The 24,370-nt window shown below is 65.4% G+C and carries 18 protein-coding genes; 10 read left to right on the plus strand and 8 right to left on the minus strand.

What is annotated here, in order from left to right; genetic code table 11:
• Positions 1 to 22 precede the first annotated feature (22 nt).
• Complete coding sequence (locus tag QQS38_RS09300; protein WP_479645086.1) at positions 23 to 622, minus strand: RNA polymerase sigma factor; 600 nt, start codon at positions 620 to 622, stop codon at positions 23 to 25.
• A 287-nt stretch (positions 623 to 909) separates the two neighbouring features.
• Here QQS38_RS09300 and QQS38_RS09305 point away from each other — a divergent pair, with 287 nt between their 5' ends.
• From QQS38_RS09305 to QQS38_RS09315, 3 genes are all read left to right on the plus strand, one after another.
• Positions 910 to 1,125, plus strand: a complete 216-nt coding sequence (locus tag QQS38_RS09305; protein ID WP_479645087.1) for a DUF3311 domain-containing protein — start codon at positions 910 to 912, stop codon at positions 1,123 to 1,125.
• Positions 1,122 to 2,597, plus strand: coding sequence for a sodium:solute symporter family protein (locus QQS38_RS09310; RefSeq protein WP_479645088.1), 1,476 nt, complete (start codon positions 1,122 to 1,124; stop codon positions 2,595 to 2,597). The genes QQS38_RS09305 and QQS38_RS09310 overlap by 4 nt, the downstream gene beginning before the upstream one ends.
• Positions 2,598 to 3,011: 414 nt before the next feature.
• Positions 3,012 to 3,800 (plus strand): sulfite exporter TauE/SafE family protein, encoded by a 789-nt coding sequence (locus QQS38_RS09315; protein WP_479645089.1) that lies wholly within the window; start codon positions 3,012 to 3,014, stop codon positions 3,798 to 3,800.
• Between the two features lie 155 nt (positions 3,801 to 3,955).
• Here QQS38_RS09315 and QQS38_RS09320 read toward each other — a convergent pair whose 3' ends face one another.
• Both QQS38_RS09320 and QQS38_RS09325 read right to left on the minus strand, forming a co-directional pair.
• Positions 3,956 to 5,011, minus strand: a complete 1,056-nt coding sequence (locus QQS38_RS09320) for a glycosyltransferase family 4 protein (protein WP_479645090.1) — start codon at positions 5,009 to 5,011, stop codon at positions 3,956 to 3,958.
• A gap of 299 nt (positions 5,012 to 5,310) precedes the next feature.
• Positions 5,311 to 6,549: an oligosaccharide flippase family protein gene (locus QQS38_RS09325; protein WP_479645368.1), complete on the minus strand. Its 1,239-nt coding sequence runs from the start codon at positions 6,547 to 6,549 to the stop codon at positions 5,311 to 5,313.
• 318 nt (positions 6,550 to 6,867) lie between these two features.
• Between QQS38_RS09325 and QQS38_RS09330 the strand changes: the two genes are divergently transcribed.
• Complete coding sequence (locus QQS38_RS09330) at positions 6,868 to 8,112, plus strand: glycosyltransferase (RefSeq protein WP_479645091.1); 1,245 nt, start codon at positions 6,868 to 6,870, stop codon at positions 8,110 to 8,112.
• A gap of 123 nt (positions 8,113 to 8,235) precedes the next feature.
• On the opposite strand, the gene QQS38_RS09335 is transcribed toward QQS38_RS09330, so the two are convergent.
• Complete coding sequence (locus tag QQS38_RS09335; protein WP_479645092.1) at positions 8,236 to 9,471, minus strand: acyltransferase family protein; 1,236 nt, start codon at positions 9,469 to 9,471, stop codon at positions 8,236 to 8,238.
• 296 nt (positions 9,472 to 9,767) lie between these two features.
• On the opposite strand from QQS38_RS09335, the gene QQS38_RS09340 reads away from it, so the two are divergent.
• Positions 9,768 to 11,162 (plus strand): hypothetical protein, encoded by a 1,395-nt coding sequence (locus QQS38_RS09340; RefSeq protein WP_479645093.1) that lies wholly within the window; start codon positions 9,768 to 9,770, stop codon positions 11,160 to 11,162.
• Positions 11,159 to 12,370 carry a glycosyltransferase gene (locus tag QQS38_RS09345; RefSeq protein ID WP_479645094.1) on the plus strand — a complete coding sequence of 404 codons (1,212 nt, stop codon included), beginning with the start codon at positions 11,159 to 11,161 and terminating at the stop codon, positions 12,368 to 12,370. The genes QQS38_RS09340 and QQS38_RS09345 overlap by 4 nt, the downstream gene beginning before the upstream one ends.
• Positions 12,371 to 12,408: 38 nt before the next feature.
• On the opposite strand, the gene QQS38_RS09350 is transcribed toward QQS38_RS09345, so the two are convergent.
• The 4 genes from QQS38_RS09350 to QQS38_RS09365 all read right to left on the minus strand — a co-directional run bounded on the left by QQS38_RS09350 (position 12,409) and on the right by QQS38_RS09365 (position 17,173).
• Positions 12,409 to 14,130 carry an FAD-dependent oxidoreductase gene (locus QQS38_RS09350; protein WP_479645095.1) on the minus strand — a complete coding sequence of 574 codons (1,722 nt, stop codon included), beginning with the start codon at positions 14,128 to 14,130 and terminating at the stop codon, positions 12,409 to 12,411.
• A gap of 708 nt (positions 14,131 to 14,838) precedes the next feature.
• Positions 14,839 to 15,126 (minus strand): hypothetical protein, encoded by a 288-nt coding sequence (locus QQS38_RS09355; RefSeq protein ID WP_479645096.1) that lies wholly within the window; start codon positions 15,124 to 15,126, stop codon positions 14,839 to 14,841.
• Positions 15,127 to 15,700: 574 nt separating this feature from the next.
• Positions 15,701 to 16,135: a GlcG/HbpS family heme-binding protein gene (locus tag QQS38_RS09360; RefSeq protein WP_479645097.1), complete on the minus strand. Its 435-nt coding sequence runs from the start codon at positions 16,133 to 16,135 to the stop codon at positions 15,701 to 15,703.
• Between the two features lie 24 nt (positions 16,136 to 16,159).
• Positions 16,160 to 17,173 (minus strand): zinc-binding alcohol dehydrogenase family protein, encoded by a 1,014-nt coding sequence (locus QQS38_RS09365; RefSeq protein ID WP_479645098.1) that lies wholly within the window; start codon positions 17,171 to 17,173, stop codon positions 16,160 to 16,162.
• Between the two features lie 96 nt (positions 17,174 to 17,269).
• Between QQS38_RS09365 and QQS38_RS09370 the strand changes: the two genes are divergently transcribed.
• From QQS38_RS09370 to QQS38_RS09385, 4 genes are all read left to right on the plus strand, one after another.
• Complete coding sequence (locus tag QQS38_RS09370; RefSeq protein ID WP_479645099.1) at positions 17,270 to 18,199, plus strand: LysR family transcriptional regulator; 930 nt, start codon at positions 17,270 to 17,272, stop codon at positions 18,197 to 18,199.
• A 175-nt stretch (positions 18,200 to 18,374) separates the two neighbouring features.
• Complete coding sequence (locus QQS38_RS09375; RefSeq protein WP_479645100.1) at positions 18,375 to 21,323, plus strand: two-partner secretion domain-containing protein; 2,949 nt, start codon at positions 18,375 to 18,377, stop codon at positions 21,321 to 21,323.
• Complete coding sequence (locus QQS38_RS09380; RefSeq protein WP_479645101.1) at positions 21,320 to 22,642, plus strand: MBG domain-containing protein; 1,323 nt, start codon at positions 21,320 to 21,322, stop codon at positions 22,640 to 22,642. Before QQS38_RS09375 ends, QQS38_RS09380 begins: the two co-directional genes overlap by 4 nt.
• Complete coding sequence (locus tag QQS38_RS09385) at positions 22,639 to 24,366, plus strand: ShlB/FhaC/HecB family hemolysin secretion/activation protein (RefSeq protein ID WP_479645102.1); 1,728 nt, start codon at positions 22,639 to 22,641, stop codon at positions 24,364 to 24,366. Before QQS38_RS09380 ends, QQS38_RS09385 begins: the two co-directional genes overlap by 4 nt.
• Positions 24,367 to 24,370 lie beyond the last annotated feature (4 nt).

Raw genomic sequence — 24,370 nt, forward strand, 5'->3', positions numbered from 1 at the left:
TCATGATCGATCCTTCAAGTCGTCACCGTTTGCGCGTAGAGGGCGACAGCTCGCCCTCCGCGGCTCGGTTCAAATGCGTCAAATGTGCCCGCACGCCACGGCGCGCGCGCACGAGCAGGCTTTCGAGCGCCTCGACGGTGAGGCCCATGAGGCCGGCCGTTTCCGCATTCGACAGCTCTTGGTAGTAGGTGAGCACGAGCGCCTCGCGCTGGCGCGGCGGCAGCGCCGCGAGCGCTTGCCGCACATGCTCGCCATGCTGGCGTGCTTCGAGCGCGGCCTCGGGGCCGCCCGGCATCGGCGCTTCTTGCTCGCATCGAGCATCCTGCACCGTCTCGTCGGGCAGTTCGCGCCGCGCGCGCAGCCGGTCATAGCACAAGTTCATGGCGACGCGATGCAGCCAGGTATCGAACCGCGCCTCGCCTTCGCGCCAATGCGGGGCTTGTTTCCAGATCCGCACGAACGCCTCCTGGGCGACGTCCTCGGCTTCCATCCGATCGCCGAGCATGCGCGTCGCCAGCGCCAGCAGACGCGGCAGCTTGTGCGCGACCAGCCGGCGCACGGCCGACGCGTCGCCGCGCGCCACGCGGGCGAGAAGTTCGGCATCGAGATCGCGTTCGCTCAACGCGCGCCGCTCCGGCTTTGAATGCACTGCATCATGAAAATGGTCCGATCGTCGCTCTTCGCTCTATGGGCTCGTGGGAGCCGTCCTCTCGTTAAACGCACGCCGCCGCCAAACCCGTCGCGAAGCGACGCAAATCGGAGCCTATCGCAGTTGGCGCAAGCCCCAGCGCGGATATTTTTGAAAACCTTTACGCCGTGAGCGGAACAGGCATAGAGTCCAAGCGCTACGCCGTACTTCGCACTACCGTCGTCCATCCGCACCACCCTTGGCCTCGAGGAGTGATTTTCATGGTTCTTCGGTTACTCGCCGCGTTGCCGTTCATCGGCATCTTGCTCGGCGTCCCGTTCGTCAATCGCGTCGAGCCGCTCGTTCTGGGCATGCCGCTCGTGCTTGCGTGGATCGTGTTTTGGGTCGTCATGAGCGCGGTCATCATGGCGCTCGTTTATCGGCTCGACCCGGTCAATCGCGCCGGCGCCGCAACCACCGAGGAGGCCGGCTCATGAGCAGCGCGCTTCTCATCATCGCCGCCATCACGCTCGTCGCGTTAGGGCTTGGCGTGCGGGCCCGCCGCGGCCACGACATGAATCTGGAGCAGTGGTCGGTCGGCGGACGCAGCTTCGGCACGGCTTTCGTCTTCCTGCTGATGGCGGGCGAAATCTATACGACGTTCACCTTCCTCGGCGGGAGCGGCTTCGCCTACGGTAAAGGCGCCGCGGCCTACTACATCCTCTCGTACGCCACGCTCGCCTATATCATTTCGTACTGGCTGCTGCCGCCAATCTGGCGTTATGCGAAGTCGCACCGCCTCGTGTCGCAACCACATTTTCTGTCCAGCAAATACGCGAGTCCGTCGCTCGGCGTGCTGGTGGCGATCGTCGACGTGGTCGCGCTCGTGCCGTATCTCGTGCTGCAGTTCAAGGGCCTCGGCATCATCGTGGCGACCGCCTCCTACGGAGTAATCTCGCCCACTGCCGCGGTATGGATCGGCGCGATCGTCGTCACCGCCTATGTGACGATCTCGGGGGTGCGCGGCTCGGCCTGGAACTCCGTGGTCAAAGACCTGATGATCCTCGCGATCGTCATCTTCCTCGGCGTGTATTTGCCGATCCACTTCTACGGCGGCTTCGCGCCGATGTTCCATGCGATCGATACGGCCAAGCCGGGGTTCCTGACCTTCCCCGCCAAAGGCTCGAGCGTGGCGTGGTTCCAGTCGACCGTGCTCTTGACCTCGCTCGGCTTTTTCATGTGGCCGCATACGTTCGGCTCGATCTTCACGGCGCGCGACGAGCGCATCTTCAGGCGCAACGCGGCCGTGCTGCCGCTGTATCAATTGATCCTGCTGTTCGTGTTCTTCGTCGGCTTCGCGGCGTCGCTGAAGGTGCCGGGACTGAAGGGAAGCGACATCGATTTGTCGCTGTTTCACCTGTCGCTGCAAGCCTTCGATCCGTGGTTCGTCGGCGTGATCGGCGCGGCGGGCGTGCTGACCGCGCTCGTGCCGGGATCGATGATCCTGAACGCGGCGGCGACGCTGCTCGCAAACGACGTCTACCGAGGCGCAGTCAATCGCCAAGCTTCCGACGCAACGGTCACGCGGCTCGCGCGCTTGCTGGTGCCCGCAATCGCGCTCATCGCCGTCTTCTTCACGCTGCGCGGCGGCGAAACGATCGTCGCGCTGCTGTTGATGGGGTACAGCTTCGTCACGCAGTTGTTCCCCGCGGTGGTGACGAGCCTGGCCGCGCGCAACTGGGTGACCAAGCAAGGCGCGTTCGCCGGCATCGTGGCAGGCGTGGCTGTCGTCGCCTATACGACGCTCGCGCACGCGAGCATCGGTCAATGGTTCCCGTTCTTGCCCGACAAGCTCAAGGATCTCAACATCGGGCTCGTCGCGCTCGCGTTGAATATCGTCGTGCTCGTGATCGTCAGTGCCGCGACCCAGCCGCGCACTGCGGGACAATCGCAGGCCCGAACCCTCTGATCGTCCGCCAAGCGACGTGCGCCGCGCGAAAGCGCAGTGCACGTCGTTTTGTCGCAGCGGGCGCCTCCCAGCCGGTGTGACGTTGGTCGCGCTTCTTCCGCTTCTTCCGCTTCTTCCGCTTCTTCCGCTTCTCCCGCTTCTCCCGCTTCTCCCGCTCCTATCGGGCCGCACGTACCGCGATCGACCGATTCGCGCAGCGTCCCCCTCGCATCGCTGCACGCCTGACCTCGCCACCAACGCCAACAGCTAGCGCGGCCAGCGCCGCGCGTGTGCCGCTCCCGCCATTTTCCCGAAGATCACGGCTAGTTATCGCCTCTTGTTCTAACGATATGGCCTTTTGTTCTAAGGAATCGTGCGGCCTCAGCTTACAATCGCAGCCTTACCTTGCAAGGGCCAAGCCCCTCTGGATCGCAGATGCCGCTGCCTCACATCAACCTCATGTACTCCGCGTCCGGCCTCGGCGTCGGCTTTCTCGTCGGCTTGACGGGTGTAGGGGGCGGATCGTTGATGACGCCGCTGCTCGTGTTGATCTTCGGTGTGCATCCGGCCACGGCCGTCGGCACGGACTTGCTGTATGCGGCCGTGACGAAGGCCACCGGCACGCTCGTGCATGGGCTCAAGGGCTCGATCGATTGGCGCATCACGGGCCGGCTCGCGTGCGGCAGCGTGCCGGCGGCCGCCGTCACGCTATGGCTGCTGCAGCGCCACGGCATGCATTCGCAAGCGGCTACGTCGCTGATTCAACATGTGCTAGGCACTGCGCTCCTGATTACCTCGGTGGCGCTCGTCTTTCGCCCGCAACTGGCCGCATTCGCCGCCCGTGCGCCGCGCAGCGCCAACCCGGTGCGCACGGCGCTGTTCACGGCGTTGACGGGCGCAGTGCTGGGGGCGCTCGTCTCGCTCACCTCGGTCGGCGCGGGCGCCATCGGCGTCACCGTGCTGCTGCTGCTGTATCCCGCCCTCTCGACTTCCCGCATCGTCGGCTCGGACATCGCCCATGCGGTGCCGCTCACGCTCGTCGCGGGCATGGGCCATTGGATACTGGGCTCCGTCGATGGCGCGTTGCTGATTTCGCTGCTGATCGGCTCCGTGCCCGGCATCGCGCTCGGCAGCCATCTTTCATCGCGCTCGCCCGAAGCGCTGCTGCGCAACTTACTCGCCGCCGTGCTCGTGCTCGTCGGCGTGCGGCTGGTGTGGGCGTAACCGCGCAAGCTGCGTGACGTGACAGGGGCGAAGGAACGGTCGCGCCCTCGCCGCGGCGTGCTCCTCACCACTGCATCGAGTATTCCCTGCGTCGCATTCCTTGCGCTCGGCGCCGCCGGCGGCAAGCGCAGCCCTGGAATTGGCGTGTGCGGCCCCTATGCCACGACCCTCGCCGCAATCTCCAGGTAGCGGCGCGCCGTATCTTCCAGCGTCAGTCCATCGAGCGGGCGTGTCGACCGCGGCTGCGTCAGCGCCTCGGTCAACGCGCGGGCGTATCGTTCGATATCCGTCGTATCGACCAAGCTCACGCCCGGGTAGCCGCGCGCGAAGCCGAACGCCGCAATCTCGTTGGCGACGATCGGAATGCCCGATGCGAGCGCTTCGAGAAAGCCGATGCTATGCGCTTCGAAGCGAGACGGCATCGCAAAGACGTCGGCGCGCGCAAGCACGTCCGGCACGTCCGAGCGCGGCCCTTGCACGCGCACATGCGCCGCAATGCCCAGTGCTTGAACGAGCGCAACGATCCGCGCATGGTAGTCGCGGTCTTCGATCACGCCGCACAACTGCAGCCGGGCGTCGGGCTCGCGCGCAAGCACCTCGCTAAAAGCGCGCACCGTATCGAGCTGATTCTTCTCTGGCATGTAGCGTCCGATCTGGACGATCAGCTTCCCGCGCGGCGCTTCGTCCTCCGTGTGACGGAAGCGCGCTAGATCGACGCCGTTGGGCACGACGAACAACAGCGGATGCGGCCCGATCGTCGCCACGTATTGATCGAGGTTGCGCTGGGCCACGCCGATGACGGCGCTGGCGCGCCGCGACAACGCGCGCTCGGCCCGCAGCAGCCACCGGTTCTCGGTGAAATCGTTCATCCCGGAGTGCATGACGCAGACGATCGGCACCGTGAGCGGCAGCGCGCGCGCATAGAGCGCGGGAATCGTCGTATGGGCGAAGATGATGTCGGGTGCGAAGCGCCGGACCACGCGGTAGAGAAACAGCAGCCGGGCCAGATGTTCGTAGCGGCGCGACGGAAACACGCAGGCTACGTCGTGCGCGGCAAGTTCGTCGGCCGCTTCGGCGAAATCGCCCTCGAGCGGGAGCAGCGAGGCGACGCAAACGGTATGGCCGCTCGCCCGATGCCCGATCGCAATGCCCTTGACGAGCACTTCCGCGCCCGAGAGCCGCGGCGCGAGGACCAACTGGAGGATGCGCATGGTGTCGTTGCGAAGGCCTGATCGATTCCGCTTTCCGGGCAGCGCGCCGCCGGGGCGGGACCGGCACGCGTCATCGGAACCGTACCGCACGCCCGCCTGCCCGCGTACGCCATCTTCTAGTTCTCTTCGGCCGAGACTGAGCGCGAACCCGCGTCGAGCGCGTTGCATCTTGCGCGGCAGTCCGGTGCAACACGCGCCGGCCGAACGCATAGTGCCGTCAGTTAGATCGGCACGCTCGCAAGCGTGAGCGCAGCCCGAACGCACGGCGCGAGCGCATCGCCGTTTCGAATCAATTCGAATCAGCGCGGCTTCACGGTGCGGTAGAACATCCAAAGCCCGGCTGTGGCGAGACCGGCCGTCATACCCCACGCGATGCCCAGGACGCCCCATTGACGCAGCGCGACGGGCACCACGGCAAAGAGCACGACGACCTGCATCGCCGATGCCTGCGCCGCCGTGCGCGCATCGCCCCGCGCACGCAGGTAGGCGACGAGCACCGCAATCAGCGCGCCGAGCGCCATGTTCACGACGAAGACACGAAACAGCGGCACGGCCGGCATCCACTGCGGCCCCAGCACGAGCGCAAACAACCATGAAGCGATCGCACGCAGCACGAGGACGATGAGTACGACCGCGCAGGCTCCGATCGCGAGATAGCGCTTAAAAAGCGTCGCGGCCCGCTTGGCATCCTCGCGATGATGTGCGGCGAACGTCGGAAACAGATACTGCGACAGCGCGATGGCCGCATCGGCGAGCAGCATTTGCGCGAGCCGAGACGACATTTGATAGGCCCCGAGTTGCGCGGGCCCGAGCATCTTGCCCACGACGACCTTGTCGAACTGATTGAGGACGAGATTGACGACGCTGCCGGCCCAAATCCATCGGGAGAAGCCGAGGTAGTGACCGATGCCGGACCAGCGCCGCGCGAGCGGCGGCCGTGGCGTCAATGCAGCCCAGGTCACCGTCGTCTTCAGCGCTTCGCCCACCAGCATGCCGATGAGCACCGAGTAAGCCCCGGCGCCCGACAACGCAAACGCGAGCCCCACGCAGCAATCGGCCAACGCGGCGCCGATTTCGATCGCCGCGATGCGCGAGAAGCGGCGTTCGCGCTGGGCCACGTAGTAGCTCGGCGAAGCGATCCCGCGCACGAACGGAAGCGCCGCGGCCATCTGCAGCAGCAGCAACGATCCGACGAGGTGAAACTGGCTCGCCATGAACGGCGCCAGGGCGGCGAGGATGAGGGCCACGCCCACCCCGCGGGTGACCAGCGTCGTGAACACCGCGCCGAGTTCGTCGCGCGTGGGCGCGTCCCTGCCTTGCACGACCGCCTGCGCGAGCCCCGTGTCGGACAGCGATTCGGCGATCGCGACGGCGAGCAGCGCGACGCTGACGCTGCCGATCGCCGCGGGCCCGAGGATGCGGCCGATCGCTAGAAACTTGATCGCGACGAGGCCGCGCACGGCCACTTGCTGCGCCAGCACCCAAGTTGCTGCGCTCGGCGCGAGCCCCGCGCGCAGCGACGCCGCCGCAAAGCGCATCGAGCCGGCTCTCTTTTCCCGCAAAGTGTTCACGTTGGACGGAAACCGCATCGGTGCGCGTGCATCGTTGGATGAAAAAGCGACGGCGCGCTGCGCCATGCCGCCCGCCGGCATCGCAAGCGCGACGCGAGGAACAAAGTAACGCTTGGACGCCGTCGCAAGACGCCATCTCCTAGCGCCGAACCGCCATCGCCCGCCGTGCGCGGCAAACATGCGCAAAAGTGCGCAAACAGCCGACAGATTGGCGACCGGCGCCTAGCCTGCGATGCTACTGTCGCTCGATCGAGCCAGAGCGCCCCCTTAACGGTTCCATCGACGATGCTGCAAGCGCCCCCTTCTTCGAACGTGCTCATCATCGAGCCCAACTTCACCGGGCATCGCTGGCGCTACGCCCAATGGGCCGCCCAGGCGTACACCGAGGCGGGCCTGCGTTGCACGATCGCAACCGCGCCGTGCAACGCGCATCATCCCCTCGCGCGCAGCATCGACGATGCGCACCGCCCCAACCTCGAGATCGCCTACGTCGACGATGCGCCGACGCGCCGCGGCATAGCCGCCCGTGCCGAGCGCATAGCGTACGTGCGCTATCACCGCTACTTCGCACACGCCTACGACTTCGTGCGCGAGCGCGAACCGATCGCGCTGGTGGTCGTGCCCTACGTCGACTACTTTCTCTACGCGGTGCCGTTCCTGGGTTCTCCGTTCGGCGACACGCCCTGGATCGGCATCACGATGCGATCGACGTTTCATCACCGGCACGTCGGCGTCAAAGCGCCCGAGCGCCCGCTGCTCGACGCAGTGAAAGCAGGCTTGTTCCGGCGCGCGGTGCGCGCGCGCGGGCTGCGCACACTGCTGTCGATCGATCCGACGCTGCCCGAATGGTGCGCGCGCGCGATGCCGGCGACACGCGCCGCCATCGCCTATCTTGCCGACCCCTTCCCCGACGCGACCCCCGACGACCCGGCCGCGGCACGCGCTCGCTTGAACTTCGGCGCGGGAGCGCATCTGCTCGTTTATGGATCGATCAGCGAGCGCAAGGGGATTCGCCAACTCGTCCATGCGCTCGAGCGAATGGAAAGCGCGCCGACGCTCGTCGTGGCCGGCGAGCAGGATGCCGACACGCGCGCGTTTCTCGAAGCGCACGCGCGCGGCCTGCGGCCCGCGCCGATCATCATCGATCGATTCATCCCGCACGAACTCGAGTTCGACCTGTTTTCCGCATGCGATGCGGTGTGGCTCGGGTACACAGGGCACTACGGCATGAGCGGCGTGCTCGTGCAGGCCTATCGATTCGGTAAGCGCGTCATCGCGACGTCGGAGGGATTGATCGGATGGTTCTGCAGCGGCGGTGCGCTCGGCCCCGTGCTCGAAGACCTCTCGCCGCCGGCCATCGAACGCGCGATCGGCGAAGCGCTCGGCGAAGCTCGCCGTCCCGCCAATCCGTCGCCTGCCAGCGATCGCAAAGCATTGCTCGCATGCAATACGCTCGATGCATTCAAACGCACGCTGCGCGATGCCTCGAAGATCGCAACCGCATCCGGTGCGGGCTTCGTCACAGCGTGACTATCGCTTTATGTTGCAAAGCCGTATGCGGAGCAACGAGGAACGAGGAGACGCGACGCAAAGCCGCGCAAAACGCGAACACCCTGAATGCCCTGAATACCCCGCCTACCCGGCCAACCCCGACTACCCCCCCGATACTTGCCCGCCGACGTTCGGCGGCACCTCGTCGACGCTGCCCACTGCGATGACGGCGCTTGCAACGGCGGGCGCTTGCTGCGGCGCGCGTGCGACGCCGCGCGCCGGCATGCGCTTCTCACGCGATGCGGGATACAACGCATTGCGCAGGCGCAAAAACGGAAACTCGACGGCGCGCGTCGTCACGTATCCGACGCCAATGGCGATGCCCGACTGCAGCGCGAGCGCCGCGCCCCAAACCAGCAGGCGCGGCATACCCGCCGCCGTCGCCTTGGCGATGAAAGCATCGCCCGGTGCGAGGGCAATGGAGTGCCAGAGATAGATGCCGTACGAGTAAACGCCAACCCATGCAATGGCGCGGAACCACCGGGCGCGTCGAATCGCAGCGGCGTGCTCGAGCATGAGCACGATCAGAGCAACGAAGCCGATCGATTGGACGGTATAACCGATGCTTTCGTCGATTGCATAGTGCGGCGTCGCAAACACCAGCCATGCGATCAAGCCGGCCACCAGCGCGACGAGCAGCCACGTCTTGCGCGCGAAACGGCGGTACACGCCTGGCGCCATCCAATAGACGACGGCCAGCATCACGCCCGCAAGCAAGCTGTCGATGCGGTATTGCGTATAGGCAAAGGCCGCATCGAGGCGGCCGTGCGCAACGGCAACGGAGCGCATCGCGAGCACGCCCAAGCACACGAGGCCCAGCACGGTGAAGATCGCACGCGCGCCCAGGCGCCACCGCGCGAACAAGAGCAGCAAGGCAGGCAGAAACAAGTAGAAGTGCTCCTCGACGGCTAGGCTCCAAGTCTGCGAAATCGAGGTGCCGAAGTAGTTCTGCAAGTGCGTGAGGTTCTGCACGAGAAAACTGTCGAGCGGGTGGCGGCGCACGATCGCATGGAACAAGATCAGCACGTAGTACGCGGGCCAGATCTTGAACATCCGGCGCACGATGAAGCGGCGCGCATCGATCGCCCCGCGCTCGGCGTACTGCTTCAGCAGCAAGCCGCCGACGAGAAAACCGCTCAGCGTGAAAAACAGATTGACGCCTTCTCGCCCGAAATGCGTGAACGGGTACTGCGCAATCGAGACGACCACCAACCCGGGATCGACCGAACGAAAGTGATACCCCATTACGGCCAGAATGGCGATCCCGCGCAAGAAGTCGAGCTCGATCGCTCGATCGCTCATGATCGTCTTCGCGCCCCCGAATGGATTCCTGATCATTGTCGGTACCTTATCCGGCTGTGCTGCCGCTTGTGATTCGGCCCTTCGATCTTCGGCCGCGCGATGCGCACGTATCGGCCAATATCGCGGCGAAAGCGGACAAGCGTCTCGACCCAAGCGAATCGCCGCGCCGCCGCAGCGCTTGCCGAAAACCCATCCGTCCATCCCCGCCGAACGCTAGTCATGCGCCGCCAACGGCGCGTGGCAACGCCGGTGCGAGCGTTATAGTCGGCACGTAAATCGGGCCTGGGACCGGCATCGGGCCGCGCCCGCGAACGCACAGGAACCCCTTCGACATGTCACAGGCGCGATACCGCTTCGCATCGGGCGCTGCGCAAGCGGCGCGCAATCCCTACGCACAGCTGTGGATCTGGCTGTTCGTATTCCCGCTCGCCATGGACTACAAGGCAGCGGCTACGGCCGACAGCCATCTCGCGCAGGTCCTGCTGGCGATCCCGGTGCTCCTGGCAGGCGCGATCCTCGCGCTGATCGGGCCGCGCTTTCGCGATCGCTCGCCGCTGCGCGCATGGTTGACGGTATCGCTGATACTGGCCGTGCCCGCCAGCCTCTTCACGCAGTGGCTGCAAGAGAACAGCATCGGCCAGTACCTGCGCGTGCTGCTGCCCTTCGCATTGTTTCAACTGGGCTTCATCGTCGCTTGCCGTCCGTGGCAGGAAGCGCGCATCGAGCAATTCGAGAAAGCGCTTTTCTGGGCAAATGCAGTCAGCCTCGGCTTCACTTTTCTCTACGGTCTGACGATTGCGGGGCCGCTCGCCGATGTGCGCTACCGGATCGTCTCCGTGACCTTCCTCGGTCTGCAAGGCGTGCTGCTGCACGAATTCGTCGTCGCCAAGCGCTTCACCACGCTCACACTCGGTCTGTTCATGGCGACCATCGTGATCGAGCTGCTGAGCGTCACGCGCTCGTTGCTCGTCGGGACTGCACTGCTGCTTGCGCTCGCCGTGTGGATGAGCGCCCCCGGTCTGAGCCATTTCGCACACGCGGCGATGCGCGCGGCCGTGGCCGCGATCGTGCTCGGCGCGGTAGCCGCGGGCGCCGCATGGTACTTCCCCGACGTGGCCGAGCACTGGGTGCAGCGCATCGAATTCGCGAAGGACGAGACGCGGACCGGCAAGGACCCGACCACGATCACGCGCCTGGCGGAGATGCGCGATCAAGTCGATCAGGTTCTCTCGTCGCCGCTCTCGCTGCTGATCGGCAAGGGCTATGGCCATGACTATCGCTATTCCCCCGTGTATCTGCCGGATCTTGCGGGGCAAATCAGCAAGAAGGATTTCTATGCTCAGCGCGACTGGACCGCGGGGCACAACTTCTGGGTCTATCAGTTCTTCGCGGGCGGCCTGCTGTTCGGGCTCGCCCTGCCGCTTACGCTGCTTTACGCGCTCGTGCGCTGCGTGCTCACCTACCGCCGCTGGCGCGCCAAAGCGCCCGATACGCCGCAACTGCCGGTGCTCGGCCGCGCCATCTTGCTCACCGCGGCACTGCCGGCCACGTCCATAGGCGGAAATCCGCTCGGCCCGCGCTTCTCCGCTCTCGTGTTCGGCGTCGCGCTCGGGCTGATGGTGGCCATGCATGCCCAATTGGCGCGCAGCGGGCGCAGCACGGCGCTCGCGCCGCCCTTGCGGCGCTCGCTGCATGCTCCCCTGAGCGCAGCGGACGCACCGTCATGAAGCTATTGAACGTCCTGCCGACGCTCGACCCCGCGGCCGGCGGGCCGGTAGAGAACGTGCGCCAATGCGCGCTCGCGCTGGCGACGCTCGGTCATCATGTCGAAGCGGCCACTCTGGATGCGCCCGATACGCCGTTCCTCGCCCATGCGCCGCTGCCCGTCGCGGCGCTGGGCCCGGGGCGCGGCAAATACGCCTATGCCCCACGCGCCGCGGCTTGGCTGCGCGAGCACGCGCCGCGCTTCGACGCCGTCATCGTTCACGGCCTTTGGCAATATCCCGGGTTGGCGACGCATCGGGCCCTGCGCGGGCTCGACGTGCCTTATTACGTTTTTGCGCACGGCATGCTCGATCCATGGTTCAAGCGCGAGTATCCGCTCAAGCACGCCAAGAAATGGCTCTATTGGCCGTGGGGCGAATACCGCGTGTTGCGCGATGCACGCGCGGTGCTCTTTACGGCCGAAGAAGAGCGCGCTCTGGCACGGCAGTCGTTTTGGTTGTATCGCGCCCGCGAGCGCGTCGTTTCGCTTGGCGCGTCGTGCCCGACCGGCGATCCGGCGCAGCTGCGCGCGGCTTTCTTGTCGGCGTATCCCGCGCTCGCGGGGCAGCGGCTCGTGCTCTTTCTTGGGCGCCTGCATCCGAAGAAAGGATGCGATATTTTGCTGCACGCGTTCGCGCAGGTCGCGGCCGCCGAGCCGCGTTTGCACCTAGTATTCGCCGGCACCGGCGATGCCGATATGATGTCGCAGCTACGCACGCTCGCACGCGAGCTGCGTATCGACGAACGGGTGACGTGGACGGGGCTCTTGCAAGGCGATCTCAAGTGGGGCGCATTCGCGGCCAGCGATGCATTCGCATTGCCATCGCATCAAGAAAACTTCGGCATCGCCGTCGTCGAGGCGCTCGCAAGCGGAACACCCGTTCTCATTTCCGACAAGATCAATATTTGGCGCGAGATCGAAGCGGACCGCGCCGGCTTGGTCGCGCCGGACACCGTCGAGGGCGCGACGGCCAATCTGCGCCGATGGCTCGCGCTCGATGCGCCGTCGCGCGCGCAGATGCGTGCCATGGCGCGCACGACGTTCATCGAGCGCTTTACGGTCGATGCTCACGTGCGCACCCTGCTGCAGGTGCTCGAACACGATAGCCCCTGCGCGAAGCGATCGGAACGCCCCTACGCCCCGCGAATCGCTTCGAAGTCCGAGCTCTAGTCGGCCCTACCGCTTTTCCCGGCCAATCTTCCCTCCGCTCACGGTTTGATGCCGCGCGGGAGCGCCGTGGCGAGCGGCAGCGCTGCGGCGAACGGCGCCGCAGCGTCGGCGCCGGCCTCGCAGGGCGCATTCGAAACGCTCGACGCCTCGGGGGCGCGCAGCGACAGAGCGAGGTGATCGGCAAGACGCAGCGCAAGCGCGGCGATCGTGATCGTCGGGAAGTTCGCGCCCACACTCGGAAACACCGAACTGCCGGCAACGAAAAGATTGTCGATGCCAAATACCTTGCAGTTGCGGTCGACCACGCCTTCGCGCGGCGAATCGTGCATGCGCGTCGTGCCCATGTGGTGCCACGTGCCTTCGAGCGCCGTGGGCCAAGGCCGCCCTTCGAGCGGTGCGTCGAGTTCGACTTGCGCGACGCCGCTCGCACGCAGTTCCTCGCCCAGCAAAGCAAAGGTGCGATCGAACGTGCGCTGCACGAGTTCGGTCAAGCGCCATGCGACCTTGACGCGCGGCATGCCGAGCCGGTCGCGCTGCTCGCTCAACGTCACGCGGCTGTCTCGAACCGGCTGCGCCTCGACGATCGCTTGCAGCTTGACGTCGCGAATCAGTGCCCGAGGCTGCAACAACCGCGTCACGCCGAAACCCGCGGCATCGATCGGATGCCTGAGCATCGTCGCGATGTCGCTGCTCAAACGCCAATCCGGCTGGTCCTTGCGCAACAAGGCCTGCTTGCAGCGAATCAGCGCTTCGGCGCCCTCGCTGCCCTCACCGTAAAACAGCGAATAAAACCAGACCCGCGAATTGAGCAGACGCTCGCGGCGCAATACTTCCGGCGTCAAGGCGAACTGCGACGAGATCGGCGTGCCGTGCGCCGAGACGGCCGCGTTTTGGTAGTGATATTTGATGTCGTAGAGCTTGTTGCGCGACCAAGCTTTCGAGAAGCGCACGCTCGCCGACATGATGCGCGGATGATCCATGAAGTACCGGCCCACGTTATCGTAGGCATTGCCCAGACCGTCCGCCTGCACGCGATTGGACGCGAGCAGCAAGCGCGCGTTTTCGATGCCGCCGGTGGCGAGGATGAAACGCTTGGCTGTCACGCACATGCGGCGGCCGGTCAAGGTCGAGACTTGCACCCTGGTGACGTGAGACGCGTCGGCATGGGTATCGATGTGCACGACGTTCGCATGCAAGAACACGCGAATATGCTGCGAACGTTCGAGATCGCGGCGATAGAGCCTGCCGAACCGCGCGGGCGGGCTGAACTGGGCAATCGTGTCGCGCACACGCCCCGTGCTGAACGGAATTCGTTTCACGTCGGCACGGTCGATCGATCGTTCCCAAAACTGCGGATCGAAATTGTTCGGCCCGAGCTTGAGCAAAGGATGCGTGCGCACGTAATACGGCGCGAGCTCGTCGAGCCCGAACGGCCAGCCGCTGCCGGGCACCCAATCGCGCGCCTCGAAATCCCATGGGTCCAGGGGCCTGCACCAGCCGCCCCAGCAATTGCTGCTGCCGCCGAGGTAGCGGCTGCGGCTGCCGTCGGCGAACGTGTACGGCAAGCCTACGTTCTCGCCGCGATAAAGATCGCGCGTGTCGTCGTCGGGCCGATAGCCCCCGCTTTCAAGCAGGCATACGTCGATGCCGCACCGGTCCAATTCGAGCGCGAGCGTGATGCCGGCTACGCCCGCGCCGACGATGCAAATCGTCGTTTCGATCTCTTGTCCTTCGTCGATTCCCCGCGTGTCGATGAACATGGCCTCTCCTTTTTCTCGTATCTTCATGCGCCTGGAACGCATCTATCCGACAACGTCCCGGCAATGAGCGCCAACAAAAGGCGAGGCCGCTTAGCATGGGCGGTGAAACACGCAGGATTGTGACGCGCGGCACATAGCCAAAATGAACTGCATTGGCGAAGCCCCTGAAGATCGAGTCGAAGGATCGATCATGGTGTCTGCGTTATCGTTAGCCGGATCCATTCGGGTTCAAGCGCCCGACACTTACAAACTGAAACCTGCTATATGCGCGCCTTCGGCAACATGGTATTTGCGTGAGCCCGGGGGTTTAAGTCCGAAGCCGCTGCTATCCCCTTTTTCTATTTTCCGCGCGGAGCACTCATCGGTGTTTTAGTTCTCGCAAGATATTGCGTTGCCTGCGCTCGAGACGTTCGTTCCGTCGTTCGGATGTCGTAGGGAAAACGTCCGGGGCCGGACATGGTGCGTTGCGCGCTTGGCGAGGCTGTCCGCTGGGGCAAGGCAGAAAGGGCGTAGGGTGGCGAATCCTGTGAGCGCACGACGACGCTGCACGGCACGTCCCGTGTGCGCGGCGGTTGCATTAACTGGGCGACGGCCGGTCACGAAACTTGGGCGCCGATCGCCATTGCTCTTGCGCCCTGAAACGATTGAAGCGCTTGTTAGGTTTGCTCGTGAGCGCGCTTACGCCCAGCGGTCATCCTCCAATCGACGTTACTGAACCGGTGACTTCGTGGTGGGCGTCGCCAGCGTGTTGTTGGTCCCGTAAGCCGGGGCGCCGGGCGTCGCGCTTTCGCCCATATTGCTCTGCATACCCGAGTTCGACTCGGCGCCCATGCCGCTGTCGGAGCGGGTGGCCCCGGGCATGCCGTAGCCGCTCGTTGCAGCGGCCGGCGACTTCGTGGTCGGGGTCGCCAACGTGTTGTTGGCTTGGGCATATGCGCCGCCCGACACTGCAAGCGCGGCGACGGCCGCGATCAGTGAGCTGATTGCCTTGTTCACGATTCGTTCCTCCAAGATTGGGCTGGAATATCGACGCAGCCGATCGCCGCCTGCTTGACCCTGAATCGAGCGATCGCCTTCGTCAGTGCCCTTTCCTGGACTGAAACGATGCGTGTCACGGAAAGCGCCGCGGTTGAATCGACCGAAATCGCAATAACCGGGCAACTACGGCAACATGACTGCTCGATACCAAGGGCAAATGGAAAACTTCTACCGACCCGATTTCACGAAGCGATTTTAAAAGTATAGGTGAAGCAGCGAGTGCGTGCTCTCGGCGCCGTTGGATTGAAGATCATCTCGCGCGGCTCCGCACTACCGCCCCAACGGGTGACGAGGTTAGCGTGAGTTATCCAAACCGCTTTTAACCGGCAGCGGCCCAATGTGATTTGACCCGCTGCTTCGCGTAAAAATGTGGACGGCGATAGGCAATAAACGCGCGGAAAGCCTCCGACCATTCCGTCGCACATCAGATAAGCGAACGAGAAACGAGAAATCAGGCGTTCGATCCTGCGTGCCGTACGCACGAATATCGGTGGACGTCGGCTCCGATCCGCCAGCCCCGACGCCCCCAGCTTCATGACGGGCTCTGTGCGAGCCCTGCGCGACGCAGCGCTTCCTCAGCGGCCTCATGGTCTTGAACCGATGTTCCGCCAGAAATGCCGATACCGCCTATCAGACGCCCTTCGTGAAAGATCGGCATGCCGCCGCCAACCGGCATGAGCCGCGGATGGTTTGCCAGCGGGGCGACGGCAGGCTCGGCCATGTACTGGTTCCATTGATGCGTGGCCATGCCGAACGACGCGGCGGTCCATGCCTTGTCGATCGCTACGTCGACGGTCAGGAACGGGACCGAATCCGAGCGCTCGAACGCCCGCAGGTGGCCGCCTGCATCGGTAATGGCGATCGTCGCGGCGAACCCGCGGTCGGCGCACGCTTGACGTGCTTCTGCCAGCAATGCTTGCGCGGCTTCGAGGCTAATCGTGGCCGTGCTGACGATTGGCGATTTCATCTTGATGCTCCTTTTCGAACGGGTTCAGGGGTTAGCCACGACAACCTTGCCGATCATGTCGCCGGCCTCGACCAGCGCGTGCGCTTCGATGAGACTTGCGGCATTGATGCCTTCGATGCGTCGGGTCGCGGTGTGCTCGAGGCGGCCCTGGTCCACCAGTTCCGCCGCGCGGCGCAACAAGGCGTGCTGCCGTGCCATGGTCTCGGTGTCGAACATGGCGCGCGTGAACATCAGCTCCCAATGAATCGAAATAGATTTGCCCTTGAATGGGCCGATGTCCAGTCCCACCGGGTCGTCGATCAGCGCAAATTGACCTTCAGGGCGCAGCACGGCGGCGATTTGAGGCACATAGGCGGCGCTATTGTTCAATCCGGCAACGTGGGTGACGTGCTCGATACCGAGCGCGGCTAACTGGGGCGCCCATGGTTGCCGGTGGTCGAGGACGTGATGCGCGCCATGAGCCAGCGTCCATTCGCGGGTTTCCGGCCGCGAGGCCGTGCCGATGACGGTCATGCCGGTCAGCTCGCGTGCCAGTTGGGTGAGGATCGAGCCGACGCCGCCCGCCGCTCCGATCACGAGCAGCACGTTATTGTCGGCCGGGTCCGCTGCCTGAACACGCAGGCGGTCGAACAGCAGTTCCCACGCAGTGATCGTCGTCAGCGGCAACGACGCGGCTTGCGCGAAGTCCAGCGAGGTGGGCATGGGGCCGACGATACGTTCGTCCACGGCGTGCAGTTCGCTGTTGCTGCCGGGCCGCGTGATGTCGCCCGCGTACCAGACCCGATCGCCTGGCTTGAAACGCGAGGCCAACGCACCGGTTGCGCGGACGATTCCCGCCGCGTCCCAACCGGCGATACGCGCCGTCCCTTCCGGAATGTCGCCGCCGCGCCGGATTTTGGTGTCGACGGGGTTGACCGACACCGCTTTCACTTCCACCAGCAGATCGTGGTCACGCAATTGCGGCGTGGGCAGCTCGATATCGCGCAGTGCCTCCGGGTGGCCGATGGGATGGTTCTGATAGAAACCGATGGCTTTCATAGCTGTTCTCCAAGTGAGGTTCAAGGTCATGTTATCTTTCGTCGAAACACGGATAAATATCCGTCGACCTCAAACACTTTCGGTGTTTTGACGAAAATGATTCGACTCGACGACGTTCAGATCTTCGTGCACACGGTGGATCACGGGAGCTTCTCGGAGGCGGCGCGTCAGCTCAATATCGCACCCGCACATGCGAGTGCGTCGGTGCAGCGGCTCGAACGGGCCCTGAACACGCGTCTGTTCACCCGGTCGACGCGAAGCATGCAACTGTCGGAAGCCGGCGAGCGTTATCTGCCGCACGCGCGCGCCATGCTCGGCGCGCTCGTGCAAGGCGAGCAGGCCCTGGCGAGCGGCCGGGGGGCGCTGTCCGGGCCGCTGCGGCTGTCGGCTCCGTCCGACTTCGGGCGAAACCTGCTGTTGCCGTGGCTGGATGAATTTCAGCACCGGCACCCGGGCTTGTCGCTGCACCTCAAAATGAGCGACCGCGCGGCCGACCTCATCCGCCAGCCGCTGGATGCCGTCGTGCGCTACGGGGCGCTACCCGATTCGTCTCTGCTCGCCCTGAAGCTGGTCGAGAACAACCGCCGGGCCTTGTGCGCCGCGCCGTCATACGTCCGACGACACGGCGCGCCGTCCAAAGTGGAGGACTTGCGGCGACACAATTGTCTTCGCTATGTCTGGAGCGAGCAGATACACGAACGCTGGCGCTTCACGCAGCCGGGCGGCGAACGCACCGTGGCGGTCACGGGCAATCGCATCAGCGACGACGCCGATGCGGTTCGGCGCTGGGCGATCGCCGGGGAAGGCATCGTCTATAAATCGCGGCTGGATCTCATCGACGATCTGAAAGCCGGACGTCTGGTGGAATTATTTCCGCCGGAGCATTGCGAGCCTGCGCCGCTGCACTTGATTTGCGCTCACCGTGCGCAATTGACACCGGCGATCGTCGAGTTGCATGCCTTCCTGAGCGAGCGCTGCGCGGCGTTGCTCGCCAGCCATCCCCCGGCAAGCGCGCGTCCGGCGTAACGAACGCCGCCGTCTTGCTGCGCGGATCTGCCGCTCGCCGGTCATCGCGAGCGTGCGGCGTTTTTCGTCGAATGATGACGATTTATCGTCGAAACGCCGCTCATCGCTTAAGTATGGATTTCGCTCGCCGATAAACGAGCTATTCGACTCCGGCGAATTCCGTATTCAGCTTCTTATGCCGCCCCATTATCCGCGCCGACAGACCAAGCGCGAGAATCCATCGACCCGCCATACCCGCTCGGCAATCGCGCTCGCCTGTTCGCTAGCTTGGTGTGCATCGGCCTTTCCGGCGCCGTCCGGCGGAACGGTCACGACCGGCCGGGGCAGCATCAGCCAAGTCGGCTCCACCACCACCGTCACGCAGGACTCGGGCAAGCTCGCCATCGACTGGTCGAAGTTCGACGTGCAGTCCGGCGAAACCGTCAATTTCGTGCAACCGGGCCGCGGGGCGATCGTGCTCAATCGCGTCACCGGCACGCAATCCAGCGCGATTTACGGCAACCTCAACGCCAATGGCACCGTCTTTATCCTCAATCCGAACGGCGTGTTGTTCGGCTCCGGTGCGCAAGTGAATGTCGGCGGGCTCGTCGCGAGCACGCTCGGCCTGAGCGACGACGATTTCATCGCCGGCCGGTACGTCTTTCGCGGCAACAGTGCCGCCAGCGTCGTCAATCAAGGCAGCATCGCCGTACCCGAAGGCGGCAAAGTCGCGTTGATCGCGGCGACCGTGAACAACGCCGGCGCCATCCATGCGCCGCAAGGCGGCGTGCTGCTTGCCGGCGCAAGCGAGCTCACCCTCACGCTCGTGGACGGCAGCCCCATCGGTTATACGATCAGCCAAGGCGCGGCCCGCGCGCTGGCCGCCAACGGCGGTCTGATCGAGGCCGATGGCGGTCGCGTCGTGCTAACCGCCAAAGGCCTCGACGCACTGAGCGAGGCAGTCGTCAACTCGAGCGGCGTCGTGCGCGCGCGCACCGTGGCGAACAAGCAAGGCTCCATCGAACTCGTCGGCGACGCCGAGTCCGGCGTCACGACGGTCAGCGCAGCGCTCGATGCGAGCGCACAAGAAGCCGGCGGCACCGGCGGTGCCGTGAGCGTGCTGGGCGCGAAAGTGGGCCTATTCGACGGGGCGCGGGTCGACGTCAGCGGAGCAGCCGGCGGCGGAGTCGCGCTGATCGGTGGAAACCCGCGCGGTGCAGGTCCCCAGCCCAATGCGTCGGCGACCTACGTGGCGCCCGGCGCGACGATCGACGCCGATGCGCTTCAGAACGGCGACGGCGGCAAGGTGGTGGTCTGGGGCACCGACAGCGCGAACGTGCATGGCACGCTCAGCGCCAATGGAGGCGTGTCGGGCGGCGCCGGAGGCAGCGTCGAGACGTCCGGACATGTTCTGGATACAGAAGGGATTTCGGTAAGCGTCGCGGCGCGAACCACGGGCGCAGCAGGCGGATCGTGGCTGCTCGACCCATACAACGTCACGATCTCGACGGGGACGCAGACGGGGGGCTCGTTTTCGAGCGGCGTCTGGACGCCTAGTGCGACAGGCTCGCTCGTGAATGTCTCGAGTATCGAAAGCATCCTGAACAGCGGCGGCAGCGTCACGATTACGACGGCCGGCGCCGGTGCGCAGGAAGGCAATATCGCGGTCAACGGCAGCCTCGCCAAGACGGCCGGCGGCGATGCGGCGCTGACGCTGATCGCCGACGGGCGCATCACGACCAACGCCAGCCAGGGCGGGCACAGATCGATTACGAGCACGAGCGGCGCGCTCTCGGTGTCGATGACGGCAAATGCGACATCGAGCGCTGCGAGCACCAGCGGCATCAAGCTCAGCTATTTCGATATTTCCGCCAATGGCGGCGACATTCATGCGGTGGCCGCGGGCGCTCAGTCGGGAACCGCTGCCGCGCTCGATCTCGAGAGCAGCACCTGGGCCACCTCGGGCAGCGGCGCGATCAGCTTGTCGGGAACGATGCCCGGCAACGGCAATAGCCAAGGCGTCTATCTGAAATCCACGACGCTGAGCACGGCCTCCGGGGCCATTTCGATTGCGGGCGCCAGCGGCGGCCTTGCCACGGTAACGGGCCACAACGGCAACGGCGCGCCGCTGTTCTCCACGAACGACATCGGCGTCGATTTGGCCGGCGGCAATACGGTGCGTAGCACGAGCGGCGGCGCGATCACGCTGACAGGCACCGCAACCGGCGCGACCGACACCTGGGCGGGCAGCGGCGTGGCCATCGGCGCGCTCGATAGTCTCTCGACATCGGGAGCGCTCACGGTGAGCGGCACCGCCAGCAACCCTACCTCGACGACTTACCGCAATCAGCTATCCACCGTGGACATTGCCGGAACGTCGTCGAACGCAGCCAGCCTGACTGGCGGCACGGTCACGATCACGGGCACGAATCAGGTGGTGGGCGGCGCCGCCAGCACGAGCAACGGCAACGCGGCCGTGAAGATTCGCGGCAAGGTGAACGTGACGTCGACGAGCGGCGCGATCTCGCTTGCCGGCGTCAATGCCGGCGGCGACGGCGTATGGGGGTCCGGAACCGGCGCCGTGACGATGAGCGCACCAGCCTCGTCGTCGATCGGCATCACCGCGCAGTCGCTCGATGCGGTGAGCGGGTACAGCGGTTTTTATATCGGCGGCAGCGGCGCGACGCTGACGTTCTCGACGGCGGCGCCCGTCGACATAACTGCACTCAGCGCAGTGGCCACGCGCAATGCAGTGTGGAACAAGGGCGGCTTGATCTCCCCCGGCAGCGTGAGCATCGTCTCGACCGGGGGGGCCATTGCCGACGACACGACCTACGGCGGCTATTTCAACATCGCGGGCGCGACGACGATCACGAGCAGCGGCCCGGGCAATGCCATCAGCTTGACCAACAGCGGTAACGCATTGAACGGCGCCCTTTCGCTGAGCGCAGCCCGCGCCACATTGTTCAACGGCACGGCGTTGACGCTGGGCGCATCGACGATAACCGGCGACTTGGCGCTGACCGCCCCGGGCATCGCGCAGACGGGTGCGGTGGCCGTCGGCGGCGCAACGACGCTCGATGCAGGCAGCCACGCCGTCACGCTCGACGATGCCGGCAATGCTTCGCCGGTCCGGTCGCGTTGACGGCCGGAAACGCGACGCTGACCAACAGCGGCGCGCTGAGCATGGCGGCTTCGACGCTGAGCGGCGCGCTGAATCTGAGTGCGGCCGGTATCTCTCAAACGGGTGCGCTGAGCGTAGGCGGCACGACCACGCTCAGCGCCGGTGGCGGCGCGATTTCGCTGACGAACGGCAACAACGATTTCAATCTGATGTCGGTCGGCAGTGCCGCCGGCGCGACGATTGCCGCCGCACACGGCTTTACCGTGACAGGCATCGACGCCACGGGGAGCGTTCGCCTGACGACGCTGGCCGGCGACTTGAACGCGACCGGCAACTGGTCCATTTCGAACGGCGATCTGACGCTGTCCGCGGGCGCGGCTTCCGCGCGCGGCGTGGCCGCCGGCGGCGACGTGAACAGCGCCGCCGCGTTCGCGATGGACGCGGGCAGAATCCTCACGGTCTACACCGGCTCGACCGGATCGACGGTGCTCGGCGGCTCGCTCGCGCAGCGCGCGACTTCCGGCTCGGGAAACTTCCGTTACGACCGCCAGGACGGGGATGCGCCCGGCGCCGCGAATGTCGGCGACGGCACGACCTACGTGATGTACCGCGACCGACCGAGCGTCACCGTCACGCCGACCGACGCCAACAACATCAAGGTCTACAACGGCGCGGGCGCCGACCCGCCGCTCGCGTACGGCATCGACGGACAATTGCACGGCGATACGGCCGCGCAGATCTTCACGGGGTCGCTTGGGCGCGCGCCGGGACAAAACGTCGGCAGCTACGCCATGACGTCCGGCACGCTCGCCGATCAGCTCGGCTATCAGGTCGTGTTCGCTCCCGGGCATACCTTCGGCATCACGCCCGCGCCGCTGCTCATCACCGTCAACGATTCGAATCGTTACGTCGGCCAGCAAAACCCATCGTTCGGCGTTTCGTATCGCGGCTTCGTAGGCGGCGAAACCATGCAAAGCGCGGGGCTGCAAGGCCAGTTGGCGTTCTTCACGACCGCCACCTCCATGTCCGCACCCGGCAGCTACGCCGTTTCGGCGAGCGGCCTGACGAGCGGAAATTACAGCATCGGCTACGCCGCCGGCACACTGAGCGTGCGGCCCGCGAGCCTTGCCACCGTGATGCTGAACTCCGCCTCCATGGACCCTTCGTACAGCAATGCCGTCGCGAACATGGAAGCGAAGGCGCGTGCGGCCGGCTTGCTCGATGCCCCCACGCCCGCCCAGGCATTCGAGCAGGGATGGCGCGCCCCGTCTGCGACGTTCCAAGCCGGCGACACCCGCTCAGACGAGCCGCCGGACCGGTCTTCCGCCATGCTGCGATGAGTACCGTCACGCACTCTCCCACGCGACGGCGCTTCGCCGGATTCGTCCGCACCGTCCTGTGCGCCGCTATTCAAGGGGCACTGCTGGCGCTCGCCGGTCACCCCGCGCTGGCGCAATTGCGCGCGCCCGACGCCGGTGGCGTCGCCCGAGACGTAGCGCCCGTCGATGCGCTGCCCGCGCCCTCTTCGGATAGCTCCCTGGCCACACCGAACAATATCGACGACGCCCGCGATGTGCCGAGGGACAAGACGCCGATTGCCGTGCGCCATGTGCGTGTCACGGGCGCGCGGCTCTATCCGGCGACGGTGCTCGAGGCACTCGTGGCCGGCTCGAACAACGGCGAACGCACGCTGGCCGATCTCTCGCAGGGCGCGGCGCGCATTACACGCTTTTATCGCACACACGGGTGGACGCTGGCGCACGCGTATCTGCCGGCTCAGTCGATCAAGGATGGCGAAGTCGAGATTCGCGTCGTCGAAGGCGTGCTCTCGGATGTACAGGTGAGCACCGATACGCACAGCCGCTTGCGCGCGAGCGTCATCGACGCCTATCTGGCGCCGGTGAAGCGCGGCGCGCCCCTGAACCAGGATCAAGCCGACCGCGCCCTTCTCCTGCTCTCCGATTTGAGCGGCGCGCGCCTGAGCGCGAACCTGACCGCCGGCGCGGGCCCCGGGGAAACGTCGCTCGTCGTGCACAATGCGGCGACGCCGCTGCTGAGCGGCGGGTTGACGATGGACAACTACGGTTCGCGCTACACCGGCCAAGCGCGCGCCGGCGGTCTAGTGAATCTGAACAGTCCGTTCGGCTATGGCGAACGACTCACCGCGCGCGTGCTTGCAAGCGATAAAAGCCTCTACTACGGGCAGCTCACCGGACAAGTGCCGTTGGGCTTGCCGGGGTCGAACACCGGCTTGAGCGTGACGCACACGCAATATCTGCTCGGATCGGATTTTGCCGCCCTCGACGCGCGCGGACGCGCGGACGTCGTCCAATGGAGTGTCGCCTACGCGCTGCTTCGCAGTGTGCCGGTCAACGTCATTGGGCAGTTCACCTCCGAGTACCGCGACCTGTTCGACGAAGTCGGTGCGACTTCGAGCGACACGCACAAGCGAGCCCTGCATCAAAGCTTCAATCTGCTCTTTAGCGGCAGAGACGATCTGATCGGCCTGGGTAACGCGGATACGCAAGCGGCGCTGCGCTTGGGCGAGGGTACGCTCACGATCCGCTCGCAGCCTGCCGCAGCGATCGATGCCGCGGGCGCACGCTCCGCAGGGCACTACGAAACCTTCAATCTCGATTTGCAGCGCAATCAGCAGCTCGGCGAACGATGGACCCTGCTTCTGAGCGCTCACGCGCAGCTTGCCTCGCGCAACCTCGATTCCTATCAGAAGTTCGTGCTCGGCGGCCCGGGCGGCGTGCGCGCGTATCCTGCCGGCGAAGGCAGCGGCGACGAGGGCTGGCTGACCTCAGCCGAGTTGTCCTACAAGGTGAACGCCATGCTGATCCCGAGCGTGTTCTACGATCTCGGCGGCGTGGCGATCAACAAGCATCCCTATCTCGACGGCGCGAATTCACGTGTATTGCGCGATTATGGCCTCGGGGTGCGCGGCAGCCGCGGCCGTTTCGCCTGGAGCGTCGCGCTCGCATTTCGCGGCGCGCAACATGCACAGGCGGAACCCGATAGCCCGATGCGCGGCTGGGCGCAGCTCGGGTGGACGTTTTAGCGGA

Source organism: Trinickia sp. Z7 (genome assembly GCF_056498045.1).

Coding starts and splice junctions, on each gene's coding strand:
- QQS38_RS09305 (WP_479645087.1), top strand. CDS start 910: ATGGTTCTTCGGTTACTCGCCGCGTTGCCGTTCATCGGCATCTTGCTC.
- QQS38_RS09310 (WP_479645088.1), top strand. CDS start 1,122: ATGAGCAGCGCGCTTCTCATCATCGCCGCCATCACGCTCGTCGCGTTA.
- QQS38_RS09315 (WP_479645089.1), top strand. CDS start 3,012: ATGCCGCTGCCTCACATCAACCTCATGTACTCCGCGTCCGGCCTCGGC.
- QQS38_RS09320 (WP_479645090.1), bottom strand. CDS start 5,011: ATGCGCATCCTCCAGTTGGTCCTCGCGCCGCGGCTCTCGGGCGCGGAA.
- QQS38_RS09325 (WP_479645368.1), bottom strand. CDS start 6,549: ATGCGCTTTGCGGCGGCGTCGCTGCGCGCGGGGCTCGCGCCGAGCGCA.
- QQS38_RS09330 (WP_479645091.1), top strand. CDS start 6,868: ATGCTGCAAGCGCCCCCTTCTTCGAACGTGCTCATCATCGAGCCCAAC.
- QQS38_RS09335 (WP_479645092.1), bottom strand. CDS start 9,471: ATGATCAGGAATCCATTCGGGGGCGCGAAGACGATCATGAGCGATCGA.
- QQS38_RS09340 (WP_479645093.1), top strand. CDS start 9,768: ATGTCACAGGCGCGATACCGCTTCGCATCGGGCGCTGCGCAAGCGGCG.
- QQS38_RS09345 (WP_479645094.1), top strand. CDS start 11,159: ATGAAGCTATTGAACGTCCTGCCGACGCTCGACCCCGCGGCCGGCGGG.
- QQS38_RS09350 (WP_479645095.1), bottom strand. CDS start 14,130: ATGTTCATCGACACGCGGGGAATCGACGAAGGACAAGAGATCGAAACG.
- QQS38_RS09360 (WP_479645097.1), bottom strand. CDS start 16,135: ATGAAATCGCCAATCGTCAGCACGGCCACGATTAGCCTCGAAGCCGCG.
- QQS38_RS09365 (WP_479645098.1), bottom strand. CDS start 17,173: ATGAAAGCCATCGGTTTCTATCAGAACCATCCCATCGGCCACCCGGAG.
- QQS38_RS09370 (WP_479645099.1), top strand. CDS start 17,270: ATGATTCGACTCGACGACGTTCAGATCTTCGTGCACACGGTGGATCAC.
- QQS38_RS09375 (WP_479645100.1), top strand. CDS start 18,375: ATGCCGCCCCATTATCCGCGCCGACAGACCAAGCGCGAGAATCCATCG.
- QQS38_RS09385 (WP_479645102.1), top strand. CDS start 22,639: ATGAGTACCGTCACGCACTCTCCCACGCGACGGCGCTTCGCCGGATTC.